Here is a 13213-nt window from a genome sequence, read left to right on the forward strand (position 1 = left end):
GTACTTAGGAATTATTTTCACAGAACTGTCATCCACGACTTTTGAAGATGCGCCAAATATATGGATAACCTAACAAATATTATAAAACCACATTCCCCAGTATGTGTAAATAAAAAAATGCATTGCTCTCACTATAAAGAGTGGGAACAATGCATGTATATTATTCATCTTCAAGAAGAAGCTTTAATTCCTCATCCATATCTTCCTCTTCATCATGCGCAGCGATTGTGTAAGATGAAGATGCAATACCATAAGAAGCACGGATTTTATTTGCGATGTCGTCTAGTACTGTTGGATTTTCTTTTAAATATTGTTTAGCATTTTCACGACCTTGACCTAGGCGCTCATCACCGTAAGCATACCAAGAACCGCTTTTTTGAACGATGTCTAGTTCAACACCTAAATCGACTGTTTCGCCCTCTTTTGAAATTCCTTCACCGTACATAATATCAACTTCAGCTGTACGGAATGGTGGCGCTACTTTATTTTTCACAATTTTAATTTTTGTACGGTTACCCATAATGTCATTGCCTTGTTTAATAGCTTCCGCACGACGAACCTCTAAACGTACTGAGCTGTAGAATTTAAGCGCACGTCCACCAGGTGTTGTTTCTGGGTTTCCGAACATAACACCAATTTTTTCACGAATTTGGTTTATGAAAATGGCAATCGTTTTTGATTTATTGATAGCACCTGAAAGCTTACGTAAGGCCTGAGACATTAAACGGGCTTGTAAACCAACATGCGAATCCCCCATATCTCCTTCGATTTCCGCTTTCGGAACTAATGCTGCTACGGAGTCAATAACGATGATATCGATAGCACCACTACGTACTAATGCTTCTGCGATTTCAAGCGCCTGTTCTCCTGTATCTGGTTGAGATAATAGAAGTTCATCAATATTGACGCCCAATTTTTGTGCGTAAATTGGATCTAGTGCATGCTCAGCATCGATAAACGCTGCTTGTCCACCATTTGCCTGCACTTCTGCGATGGCATGAAGAGCAACCGTTGTTTTACCTGATGATTCTGGGCCGTATACTTCAATAATACGTCCACGTGGATAACCACCAACACCTAATGCAGCATCAAGTGCTAGCGAACCACTTGAAGATGTAGCGATTTCTAAATCAGTCTTTTCGCCAAGTTTCATGATGGAACCTTTACCAAAATTCTTTTCAATTTGTTTTAACGCCTGTTCTAAGGCAGCTTTACGATCACTCATTCATTTTCCTCCTTCGAAAACTGTTCACTGTTTTTCTCTATCTCTACTATACTTGTTTTTGAGAGAAGACGCAAGAAAAAAGCGAACGTTTATTCGTTTTTCTTCAAAATAAAAATTTGGGTAACTTTCCATTACCCAAATTTCTATTTTGACTATATTATGGATCATCATCAAAATGTGTGGTTGATTTCCGTTCCGGCCGGGCGCTTTCCAGGGGGCGTCCGATGAGCCGCTTCGCTGCAGGGTCTCGGCCCAACAGGATGTTGGTCACGAAGGCGTTATCACAGGACGTGATGGTTTTAGCCTTCGTTCCTCTAATCGCTAATCCCCGAGGAGTCGCCTAGCCTCCACTCCAATCAACTTATTTACAAAGTAAACATTTTAATAAAATCTCATCTACAACTTTTGATGATGAACCTATATTTATGCCGGGCAGAATTGATTAACGTTTTTTAAAACCTCTTTCTTCTAAAAGCTGCATTAAATAATGACAAGTAAATTTCGCCGCGCGCAGTCGATTTGTATTACGCATACCCGATAAATGAAGTAAATACGTTATTGGTTTCTCATCGCCAATGGCAATACCAATCCAAACCGTCCCCGCTGGTTGATGGTCATGGGCTGTAGGACCTGCCGCACCTGTTAATCCAATACCAATATCCGTATCAAACTTTTTACGTACAGCACTAGCCATCGCCGCTGCACATTCACTGCTTACAATCCCATGTGTAGTTAAAAAATCTTTTGAAATACCGAGTTGCTTAATCTTAGCCTCTTCTGTATACGTAACAACGCCACCAACAAGGGCATCTCCTACACCTGGTATTTCAGCTAGTTCTGATTGAAATAATCCCGCTGTTAAACTTTCTGCTGCAGAAATCGTTAACTTATTGTCTAGTAACATTTCTACTGTTTTAGAGGCAAGAGAATCATCATCTATACCGTATTGATAGTTCCCAACAAGCGCTTGAATCTCTGCTACCTTTGCGGCAATAAGATGCTGCGCTTCTTGCTCCGTTTCTGCTTTAGCAGTTACACGCAATGTAACCTCGCCGTCAGAAGCAAGTGGAGCAACAGTTGGATTTGTTTGCGCATCTAAAATATGTTGGACACGAACCTCAAGCTCCGCCTCTCCAATTCCATAAAAACGCATGACATGCGATGTAATTACCCCTCCAGCATTTAACATCGCACCAAGCTTTGGCTTTGCTTCAAACTGGAACATTGGTTCAAGCTCTTTAGGTGGCCCTGGAAGTAAAATATACGTACGTTCATCCTTTGTTAATATCATGCCAGGTGCCATACCATGATAGTTTGAAAGCACCTCACTACCCGTTAGTATTAAAGCCTGCTTACGATTATTATCCGTCATTGGACGTCCTCGTTTTGCAAAAAACTGCTCAATATTAGCCAGTGCGATATCATCAAATTCGAGAGAAACATCAAGATGACGTGCAATCGTTTCCTTTGTTAAATCATCCTTTGTAGGACCAAGCCCACCAGAGAAAATGATTAAATCAGCACGAGTCTCTGCAATGGAAATAGCCTCTTCTAAACGTTGTGCATTATCTCCAACAACCGTGTGATAATACACATTTATTCCTAACTCGGACAACTGACTAGAGATAAATCTTGCATTTGTGTTCGAAATCTGACCAAGCAATAACTCTGAGCCAACTGCAAGAATTTCAGCATTCATGATCCTCAAGACCTCTCTTATTTAGACTCAAGTAAGACACGTCGATTTAGATAGAAATAATCCCACCCAGACCATAGCGTAAAGAACAATGCAATATATAGCATAATTGTATCGAATGGAAGACCGATAAGTGTAAAGATTGTATTGTGTAAAAGTGCTGCTCCGATGGCTACAATTTGCGCCCATGTTTTAATTTTACCAAGCTGGTTCGCCGCAACAACTTCTCCTTCACCTGCCAATATTAAACGCAAGCCAGTTACTGCAAACTCACGGCTAATAATAATAATAATGATCCATGCAGGCGCCATTTTAAGCTCTACCATTAAAATAAAAGCCGCTGAAACTAGCAACTTGTCAGCAAGTGGGTCTAAAAATTTCCCAAATGTTGTCACAAGATTGTACTTACGTGCATAATAACCATCCACCCAATCAGTCGTTGAAGCAATAATAAAAATGAGTGCACCTACAAAATGATGAACAGGCATCGTCGCACCGAATAGTGACATTGTTCCCCAGCCAAAATCAAACATCATAACAATGACAAAGAACGGAATAAGTAAGATTCGAGAGATGGTAATTTTATTTGGAATGTTCATTTTTCTAACACCTTTCATGATGAAAGAAAGTAGTCATCACTAGATGACTACTATTCTTTATTGAAATTGATGACGATGTTTTGCGTTACAATTTGCTGTGCATACGTTAAAGGCTCGTCATTAATATATACTTTAGCTTGCGCTGAATTACCTAAACGGATACGGGCGTAACTTTGAGATGTTGCGTCGAATTCTACTACTTCTCCTGCATTATATACACGAGTATCTGATAGTAATTCTTGTTGCTGTTGGTTTCGAATACCGATAAATGTAGGACCTGATACTTCTATACGTATTTTAAATGCATCTGTACCTGTTAACGTATATGAAGTTGTAGCACCATCCGCTTCAATAGCCCCAGCTGAAATCGATTGCTTAACCTCTTCAGTTTGCTTTTCATCAGGTGTTTCCTGTGTTGAATCTTTTGAATCTGCTGAGTCTTGTTTGTTATTTGTTTGAGCTTTTTTAAGCTCTTTATCTTTTTCTGTATCTATTGGTTTTGCTTTTGTATCATATTCTATTTCTGATGGAGTATCGTCCATAGCATCGGGCACCGCTTTATTTTTTGACTGCATAAGCACCCAAATCACCACAATAATGACAATGATAAATAAACCAACGATTATTTTCGGCATTGCCTCCATCATTTTAGTAGAAGGGCCTTTTGAAACTTTTCTTCTACTTGGACTACTCGTCATCGATTGACTTACTTGATTGTTTGGAGTACCTGGTAGCTCGCTTTTAAAAGTTTCTAAAAGCTCCTCTGCGTCCAAACCAACAGCGTCAGCATATTGTTTAATAAAAGCTCGTACATAAAACGAACCAGGCATAATCGAATAATTGCCTTCTTCAATACCTATTAAATAACGCTTTTGAATTTTCGTAATTTCTTGTAAATCGTCTAAGCTGTAGCCTTTAGACAGTCTCGCCTCTTTCAGTCGAGTTCCCAATTCTGCCACTCATAACACCTACTTTAATATCAAATTAAAAATTAAATCCACCAAATGAATTAGATTCGGACATCATTTGGCTTTTTTCCATTATTTCATACGTAATTTCTTCATCTGGGTGATGACGCAATTCAATGATATAATCAAAATCCTCTATCTTATATTCTGAATGCTGAACAAACATGTCTGGATGCTCGATGACCTTAATGGAAGGCATACTCATCATTTCACGCACTAGTTGCAAATGTCGCTCATCAGATGAACGACGTGTCACAATGCCATCTAATATAAAAATATTATTGTCACTGAATTCATCACCAGCAAGTTTATTGCGAACAGTCTGCTTAATCATTGTAGACGATAAAAAAATCCATTTTTTATTGGCACATACACTTGCCGCTACAATTGATTCAGTTTTTCCAACACGAGGCATTCCACGTATCCCAATAAGCTTATGCCCGTCTTTTTTAAAGAGCTCAGCCATAAAGTCAACTAAAATACCAAGTTCATCTCGTACGAAGCGGAAGGTATTTTTTTCATCTGCATCTCGAGGAATATAATGACCGTGCCTAATGGCTAAACGATCACGGAGCTTAGGTTGTCGAAATTTGGTAACGTTAATATGTTCCATTGTCGAAACAATTGTACGAAAACGCTCAATTGTCTCATCGTTGTCTGTATGCACTAACATACCACGTCGATCCTCATCGACACCATTTATTGAAATAATATTGACACGAAGCATCCCTAAAAGTGAAGCAATATCTCCTAATAATCCAGGGCGATTCACCTGAATTTCATATTCAAAGTACCAATCGCTCAAACACACTCGTTCCCTTCCTATTAGTTAACGTAAAAAATCCTTTATAAGTTCCATCATAGCTGATTTTTTATGTAATGGAAAGTTAGAATACATGGAATTATGGCGTTATTTTTAAAAACTTACTAATTTTTTTTTGAACATAAAGAATAGGCTTACATACGTTCCCTTTTCAATGCGAAAATCACTCTTTTATACAGAAAAAAAAGAGGAGATAGTTCTCCTCTTCGTTTTACTGCACAGGCTTATTTTCTACAAGTTTAATGACACAATTCGCCAATGCTTGTTTTTCATCTTCAGAGGCAACGCCCCATAAATCCGACAACACTCGCTCTTGTTCATTTTTAGGATCGACATTTGTCGCCAAATATTCTCCAATTTGTACAGCAGCTTGTTGAATCATTTTCGTTGGCATCCCACTTGATTCTGCTCGCATAACATTTTGACCTAAAAACGATGTCCATTTTTGCCAGTTTTCTAAAATAGTCATATGTTCCTCCTCCTTTACACATGTAGTATGTGCAGAAAAGAACATTATATGTACCAGCCACCGTTTACCCTAATAATTTGTCCCGTTACATAATCTGCTTTTCCAGAAAGATAAAAACGTACCATTTCAGCAACATCCGTTGTTTGTCCAGTTATACCTAGTGGAATGTCCTCTAAAATATATTCAAGCTCCTCTACGCTTAAATGACTGTTCATCGAGGTATTAATAAAACCAGGTGCAATGGCATTAACACGAATACGTGACAGTGCTGCTTCTTTTGCATATGACTTCACAAAAGCATGTTGGGCGCCCTTCACAGCGGCGTAAAGTGCTTCACCAGCCGATCCAGCCTCTCCCCAAATTGAACCAATAAAAAGCACATAGCTGACGTCGTGAGCGCGCAGCTTTGATGACAACAATGCCGTTAGACGCATTGGATTTTGTACATGGACACGCCATAATGCGTCCATATCCTCCACCGTAGTATCTTCAAGCAGAGAATAATGTGCTTGACCATTTGCAAAGACAATCGCTTGCACATTAAAAATTTGAGATGCTAGCAATTGTGCCCCGGACGCTTTCGAAAAATCTCCCTGTACAGGCATAAACTCCTGTGCAGGGAAACTTTCTGAAAGGGAGCAGTATAAAGCTTGTGCTGCTTTTTCATTGTTTGAATAGTGTATGTAGATGGACCAACCGTCTTCTGCCAGACTTCGACAAATAGCACGGCCAATCTCACCCGATGCACCTAAAACGAGGGCAAACTTTTTCACTGTACGCCCTTCTCTGTAGGTAAAATTTTAAAGACAGTTTGTTGAGATTCACCTTGAACTGAAGAAAATGCTTTTTTCAAATCTTCAATCGTTAATTCTTCTAGTACAGGCACAACATCGAACAAATTCATATCATTAAACGAATAACGTGTAAATTGGTTGGCGATAAATTCAATCGAGTTCAGTGCACGTAGGAAGAAACCTATTTTTTTACGTTTTACTCGTTCTAAATCGGCACTTTCAAAATGTGCATCTCCATCATACTTTGCTAATTCTTCCTTAATAGCTTTCTCTAATGCGGCCGGTTCTGTAGAATCTGAGCCAATCATAGCAAATCCAAAGCCATTTTCTAACGTGAAATCAAATGCATACGTTTCATCGATTAATCCTTCATCATAGACATTCTCATAAAATTTAGATGTACGTCCAAAAATAAGTTCAAGTGCAATTTGAACAGACAGCTCATGTTTTAACATATCATGCCCAGAAAGATTTGTTTCTTTTGCTTTTAAGCCGATATAGACCTTAGGTTTTTGTACATCCATATGCAACTCACGTTCTTTGATAGCAACTTCTGTCGGCTCTTGATCGAAAAAGCGTTGAATTGGTGTTGGTTCAGGGAATTCTTTTTTGTCTTGATTGTCACGAATAAACGTCATCATTTCATTAGGATCTACTGCACCAATGACAAACAATAACATATTGGACGGATGATAAAATGTATTGTAGCACGTATATAAATGGTCCGCTGTAATGCCATCAATCGACTCAATTGTACCAGCGATATCAATTTTTACTGGGTGATTATGATACATATTTTCGATTGTACCAAAATATAGACGCCAATCTGGCTGATCATCGTACATCGTAATTTCCTGACCAATAATGCCCTTTTCCTTATTAACAGTTGCTTCTGTAAAGTAAGGCTCTTGCACAAAATTTAATAGTGTTTCTGTGCTGTTATAAATATTGTTCGTCGAAGAAAATAAATACGCTGTACGTGTAAATGATGTAAAGGCATTGGCTGAAGCGCCGAATTCACTAAACTTTTGGAAGACATCTCCATCTTCTTTTTCAAACATTTTATGCTCTAAAAAGTGGGCAATGCCATCTGGTACTGTAATGCTTTCAGTTCCACCCATTGGCACAAATGTACGGTCAACAGAACCGTATTTTGTGGTGAACGTTACAAATGTTTTGGAAAAGCCTTTTTTTGGTAAAATATAGACATCTAAGCCATTTTCTAATTTTTCATAATACAATGTTTCATCTAATTGTTTGAATTCAATTGTTTTCATTGTGCGGCTTGCTCCTTTCCACATAAGAAATAGACCGCTTCTAGCTGTACTTGCTTCGCCATTTCAACAATATCTTGCTTTGTCACAGCTTTCCATTTATTTGCCCAAGCTTCAACAGAGAACTCCTCGGGTAAATCTTTATATTGGTCAAAAATTTCTATTTGTCCTCGAGCAGAATCCAACGCTTCTTTTAGCTGATTCGTCAGCATTGCCTTTGTTTGCTCTATTTCCAAATCTGTAATATCGCCCGCTTGCATAACAGCAAGTTGTTCCTTAATAAGTGATAGCGCTTTTTCCTCATTCTTTGGTTCAATCCCAGATACAACAAAGACTAAGCCATAATGTGATGCATATGAGCTAGACGCATAGTAGGCTAAACTTTCCTTTTCACGAACATTCATAAATAATTTGGCATGAGGATAGCCACCGAACACGCCGTTAAAGATTTGCATTTTGGCGAAATCAGCGTCACCAAATCGTACTGGTGTACTAAAGCCGATATGCAGCTTACCTTGCTTCATTTCTTGTTGTTCACGTACATAATCATTTTGTGGATGCTGTTGTGGAAGTACAGCAGGAATTTCTTCAGGTGTACGATCATTAAATGGTAGCGCTTCTTTTAGTTTCGCTACGATTTCGTCTTCATTGATATCACCCGCGACATAAATGTCTATTTTATCGTTAGCAAGCATGGATTGATATGCTTCAAACAATGACGTCGGGGTAATTTTTTGAATGTCCTCGACAGTTCCGTTAGCAGAAATAGAGGCCGGTTCATTTGGACGTAAAATTTGTTGAATGCGTTGTTGCGCAAAACGAGATTTATCGTCAAAAATGGACTCAATACGCTGAATGACTGTTTTCTTTTCACGTTCCACAATTGATTCCTTAAATACACTATTTTCTAAATTCGGTTCAAATATTGCTGTGTGCAATAAATCAAGTACCTCGTTTAAAACACTTGTATTTGCCAAATAATGATCATTAACGGCTTCTACATTCATCAGTACTGTATGTTCATTACCACGTTTAGATGTGTCAAAATATAACACTGTGCCATACAAGTCATCCAAGAAACTTCGGAATGCAGCTGTTGTCTTATATTTATCATTACTGTGTTGCAATACATTTGTTAACACTGTACGTTCAGACGCATTTGTCGCCGTTAAAGCTCTTCTCCATTTAATTGAAAAATTTACGGTTTTAAATTGGGTCGTTTGTCGGATATGCAAATTGACACCTTTTGCAAAAGGTATTGTTTTAAACATATATAGAACCCTCCTTATCTATCTTAATATAACAAAGTACTACACATACTATACATGTCTATTGTCTATAATTGCAAAAAGAATCCAAAGTATGTATATGAAATGTGTGAAATTACATTTGGATAATTGATGAACCTGTTTATACTAGCAAATAAAGATCAACATCCAACCATTATTTTCCCAAACACTTGAGATATGTACAAGGAAAAAGACTGAGCATTTTCGCCCAGTCTTTAGTATCAATAATTATCTGTTTGTTATTAGCGTTTCCCTTTAATATAAGGTTGGCCACTAGCTTTTGGTGCATTTGCTTTACCGATAAATCCTGCTAATGCAAAGATCGTTAAGACGTACGGTAAAATTTGTAAGTATACAGCTGGAATATCTTGAATGTAAGGAATTCCGCTTCCTGCAACACTTAACGTTTGTGCTACCCCAAAGAATAAAGCTGCACCTAATGCACCGATCGGATGCCATTTACCGAATATCATTGCAGCAATGGCCATAAAGCCTTGGCCGGCAATTGTTGCATGTGAGAAATTGCCTGCAATTGATTGCGCATACACTGCACCACCAAGACCACCTAATGCCCCAGAAATAACAACAGCAATATAGCGCATTCTATTAACGTTTACACCCATCGTATCTGCAGCCATTGGATGTTCACCGACAGCGCGTAAACGTAATCCAAATGGTGTTTTATAAATGATAAACCATGCCCCAATAGCTACTGCAAAAGCTAATATCGATGTACTGTAGACATTTTGGAATAATAATGGACCAAAGAACGGTATGTCCTCTAAATAAGGGATAGCGAAACGATTTATTGCATAGGTTTGGTCAATCATATCTGTTTGACCTTTATCATAAATCATTTTTACCAAGAATACGGATACCGCTAAACCTAATAAGTTAATAGCTACCCCCGATACTGTTTGATCGGCACGGAAGGAAATAGACGCAACTGCATGAAGAAGTGAAAAGATTCCCCCAATAATGAAAGCTGCCAGCATTGCCATCCAAATTGTTGCTGAACCGAAAGTTGAAGCATATTCTAAATTGACATAAATACCAACAAATGCACCAACAATCATTAAACCTTCTAATCCGATGTTTACTACACCAGAACGTTCAGAGAATACACCACCGATTGCCGTAAAAATTAAAGGTGTTGCATAAAGAATCGCCGAAGGGATGATGAAATATAACATTTCTAAAAAGCCCATGTTATTGTCCCTCCTTTTTCTTGCTCAACTTTTGTACTGCTACTCGAATAATATAGCCTGATGCCACGAAGAAAATAATTAACGCGATAATAATAGACACGATTTCCTCTGGAATACCTGCAGCATTTGGCATATTTAGTGCTCCGTATTTAAGTGAGCCGAATAATGAAGCCCCGAATACTACCCCTAGTGGCGTATTGGCACCAAGTAAGGCAACAGCAATCCCATCGAAACCAATACCTGTAAAGCCTGGTTTAATAGAAGCGTTTCCGAAAGTACCTAGTGCCTCCATAGCACCACCAAGACCTGCGAACATACCTGAAATCGTCATAGCTAAAATAATGTTTTTGTTAACGCTCATACCAGCATAGTCTGCAGCATGCTTGTTAAAGCCTACCGCTTTTAGCTCATATCCGCGTGTTGTTTTTTCTAAAATGAACCACATAACTATTACCATTAACAGAGCAACAATGATGCCATAGTGAAGACTTGAATTGTCTGTTAGCTCTCTTAAAAACGGAGAACGTAATGAAGCTGATACATGAACTCGTTCTGTTTTAAAGCCACCGTCTGACAAGTTTTTAATGACTGCATTCGCAATATAAAGCGCAGTGTAGTTTAACATAATTGTCGCAATAACTTCGTGAACTTTAAATTTCGCTTTTAAGAAACCTGCAATAAAGGCCCAAAATGCACCTGCAGCTGCTGCCGCAAGTAATGCTAATGGTAAGTGAATGATTTTAGGTAAATCAAATGCATATCCTACCCAAGCTGCTGCTAGCCAACCTAAAATTAGCTGACCTTCAACACCGATGTTGAATAAACCTGTGCGGAAGGCAAATGCTACCGCAAGACCCGCCAATATGTACGGTGTTATTTGACGGATTGTGTTCCCAATTGAATATGAATCTCCAAAAATACCTGTCCAAAGGGCACTATAACCTTGTACTGGGTCATAGCCGCTGACTACCATCACGATAGCACCAACGATTAAACCGATAATGATAGAGATGATAGGAACGAGTATATTAATGACACGATTTGACATTAGTCGTTCCCCTCCTTCGCACCATTCATGTTATTTTTACTACTTTGCCCTGCCATTAATAGGCCCAGCTCTTGTTCTGTCGTTTCTTTTGGATTTAACTCATCCACAATTTGACCGTCATAAATAACAGCGATACGATCCGAAACATTCATGACTTCATCTAATTCAAATGAAATTAACAGTACTGCTTTTCCTTTATCACGCTGCTCAATAAGGCGAGAGTGAATAAATTCAATTGCCCCTACGTCAAGACCACGTGTTGGTAATGCTGCGATCAATAAATCAGGATTACGATCAATTTCACGACCGATAATCGCTTTTTGTTGGTTACCACCTGAAAGGGCACGAGCCGGTGTCATTTCACCATTACCAGTACGCACATCATATTCCTCAATGATTTGGCGTGCTTTTTCAGACACTTTCTTGTAGTCCATGACAAAGCCCTTAGCGATTGGAGACTGATAATATGTTTGCAGTGCGATATTATGACCTATTGGGAAATCTAACACTAAACCGTGTTTATGACGGTCTTGTGGGATATGCCCAACGCCTTCCTCCGTAATTTTTCGAGGCTTCATATTTGTTATTTCTTTGCCATTTAATTTAACGTTACCACTTTTAATTTTACGTAGACCCGTTATGGCCTCGATTAACTCAGATTGTCCGTTTCCATCGATACCCGCAATACCAACAATTTCACCTTTGCGTACTTTTAAGTTCAACCCTTTTACTTTATCGATATTACGATAGTCTGTAACAATCAAGTTTTCAATCGCAAGTACTTCATCAGTTGGATTTGCTTCTGTTTTTTCTGTTTTAAATTCGACTTGGCGACCAACCATCATTTCAGCTAATTGGTCAGGATTTGTTTCAGCAGTTGTAACTGTTCCAATCCCTTCCCCTTTTCTGATAATCGTCACACGGTCTGAGACTTCCATAATTTCTTTTAGCTTATGGGTAATCAAAATAATGGATTTGCCCTCTGCAATTAAGCGGCGCATTATTTGAATAAGCTCCGTAATCTCCTGTGGTGTTAAAGATGCAGTAGGTTCGTCAAAGATTAAAATTTCTGCACCGCGGTATAATGTCTTTAAAATTTCAACACGCTGTTGCATCCCTACTGTAATATTCTCGATTTTGGCATATGGATCAACATCTAAACCATACTTTTCCGAAAGTGCCTGTACTTTCTTTGCCGCATCTTTAATATTAATAACACCCATTTTTGTAGGCTCAGAACCTAAAATAATATTCTCTGTTACTGTAAAATTTTCCACCAACATAAAGTGTTGATGCACCATACCAATTCCTAGATCATTGGCCACATTCGGATTTGTAATTTTAACAGCCTTCCCACGAACTCGAATTTCGCCGCCCTCTGGTTGATACAAACCAAAAAGGACGTTCATTAAAGTCGATTTACCTGCACCATTTTCACCTAGTAATGCATGGATTTCGCCTTTTTTCAGTTGGAGGGTGATGTTATTATTCGCCACGAAATCACCGAATTCTTTTCGGATTCCTAGCATCTCAATCACGTATTCCAATTTCGTCACTCCCTTAATAGGCACTTTTATCAATTTCGCCTTGGCGTAATTGTGGCTGTCGCCTTGCTTTCGCCAAAGAAAACATTTTGTAGCTGTCGCTCTGCTTTCGCTACAGAAAACATGTGTAGCTATTGCTTTGTTTTCGCTACGTAAAACATTTTGTAGCTACGGCTTCGCTTTCACTACAGAAAACATGTGTAGCTGTCGCTTTGCTTTCGCTACAGAAAACATGTGTTACTGACGCCTCGTTAACACTCCATTTCGCACAGATAA

General features: G+C 38.7%; 12 protein-coding genes. All 12 read right to left on the reverse strand.

Annotated elements, in window-relative coordinates:
- Positions 1-160 precede the first annotated feature (160 nt).
- Positions 161-1225, reverse strand: a complete 1065-nt coding sequence (gene recA, locus ACYQ73_RS02700) for a recombinase RecA (protein WP_460011040.1) — start codon at positions 1223-1225, stop codon at positions 161-163.
- A gap of 442 nt (positions 1226-1667) precedes the next feature.
- Positions 1668-2924, reverse strand: coding sequence for a competence/damage-inducible protein A (locus ACYQ73_RS02705; protein ID WP_460011041.1), 1257 nt, complete (start codon positions 2922-2924; stop codon positions 1668-1670).
- Positions 2925-2941: 17 nt separating this feature from the next.
- Positions 2942-3520, reverse strand: coding sequence for a CDP-diacylglycerol--glycerol-3-phosphate 3-phosphatidyltransferase (gene pgsA, locus ACYQ73_RS02710; protein ID WP_460011042.1), 579 nt, complete (start codon positions 3518-3520; stop codon positions 2942-2944).
- Positions 3521-3570: 50 nt separating this feature from the next.
- Positions 3571-4479, reverse strand: coding sequence for a helix-turn-helix domain-containing protein (locus ACYQ73_RS02715; protein WP_460011043.1), 909 nt, complete (start codon positions 4477-4479; stop codon positions 3571-3573).
- Positions 4480-4504: 25 nt separating this feature from the next.
- A complete protein-coding gene (locus tag ACYQ73_RS02720; RefSeq protein WP_142507413.1) occupies positions 4505-5293 on the reverse strand; it encodes a DUF3388 domain-containing protein in 789 nt (262 codons plus the stop codon).
- A gap of 229 nt (positions 5294-5522) precedes the next feature.
- Positions 5523-5780, reverse strand: coding sequence for a DUF3243 family protein (locus ACYQ73_RS02725; protein WP_460011044.1), 258 nt, complete (start codon positions 5778-5780; stop codon positions 5523-5525).
- A gap of 44 nt (positions 5781-5824) precedes the next feature.
- Complete coding sequence (gene ymfI / locus ACYQ73_RS02730) at positions 5825-6553, reverse strand: elongation factor P 5-aminopentanone reductase (RefSeq protein WP_460011045.1); 729 nt, start codon at positions 6551-6553, stop codon at positions 5825-5827.
- Entirely contained in the window at positions 6550-7851 is a 1302-nt protein-coding gene (gene yfmH / locus ACYQ73_RS02735; protein ID WP_460011046.1) for an EF-P 5-aminopentanol modification-associated protein YfmH, read from the reverse strand. Before yfmH ends, ymfI begins: the two co-directional genes overlap by 4 nt.
- Complete coding sequence (gene yfmF, locus ACYQ73_RS02740) at positions 7848-9119, reverse strand: EF-P 5-aminopentanol modification-associated protein YfmF (protein ID WP_460011047.1); 1272 nt, start codon at positions 9117-9119, stop codon at positions 7848-7850. Before yfmF ends, yfmH begins: the two co-directional genes overlap by 4 nt.
- Positions 9120-9379: 260 nt before the next feature.
- Positions 9380-10345 carry an ABC transporter permease gene (locus ACYQ73_RS02745; RefSeq protein WP_460011048.1) on the reverse strand — a complete coding sequence of 322 codons (966 nt, stop codon included), beginning with the start codon at positions 10343-10345 and terminating at the stop codon, positions 9380-9382.
- A gap of 1 nt (position 10346) precedes the next feature.
- Positions 10347-11393, reverse strand: a complete 1047-nt coding sequence (locus tag ACYQ73_RS02750; protein WP_460011049.1) for an ABC transporter permease — start codon at positions 11391-11393, stop codon at positions 10347-10349.
- A complete protein-coding gene (locus ACYQ73_RS02755; RefSeq protein WP_460011050.1) occupies positions 11393-12940 on the reverse strand; it encodes an ABC transporter ATP-binding protein in 1548 nt (515 codons plus the stop codon). Before ACYQ73_RS02755 ends, ACYQ73_RS02750 begins: the two co-directional genes overlap by 1 nt.
- Between the last annotated feature and the right edge of the window lie 273 nt (positions 12941-13213).

The organism is Lysinibacillus sp. CTST325 (genome assembly GCF_054665055.1).

What these genes read in the sequence shown, in the direction of transcription:
- recA (WP_460011040.1), bottom strand. Translation starts at nt 1,225, where the DNA reads ATGAGTGATCGTAAAGCTGCCTTAGAACAGGCGTTAAAACAAATTGAA.
- ACYQ73_RS02705 (WP_460011041.1), bottom strand. Translation starts at nt 2,924, where the DNA reads ATGAATGCTGAAATTCTTGCAGTTGGCTCAGAGTTATTGCTTGGTCAG.
- pgsA (WP_460011042.1), bottom strand. Translation starts at nt 3,520, where the DNA reads ATGAACATTCCAAATAAAATTACCATCTCTCGAATCTTACTTATTCCG.
- ACYQ73_RS02725 (WP_460011044.1), bottom strand. Translation starts at nt 5,780, where the DNA reads ATGACTATTTTAGAAAACTGGCAAAAATGGACATCGTTTTTAGGTCAA.
- yfmH (WP_460011046.1), bottom strand. Translation starts at nt 7,851, where the DNA reads ATGAAAACAATTGAATTCAAACAATTAGATGAAACATTGTATTATGAA.
- yfmF (WP_460011047.1), bottom strand. Translation starts at nt 9,119, where the DNA reads ATGTTTAAAACAATACCTTTTGCAAAAGGTGTCAATTTGCATATCCGA.
- ACYQ73_RS02745 (WP_460011048.1), bottom strand. Translation starts at nt 10,345, where the DNA reads ATGGGCTTTTTAGAAATGTTATATTTCATCATCCCTTCGGCGATTCTT.
- ACYQ73_RS02750 (WP_460011049.1), bottom strand. Translation starts at nt 11,393, where the DNA reads ATGTCAAATCGTGTCATTAATATACTCGTTCCTATCATCTCTATCATT.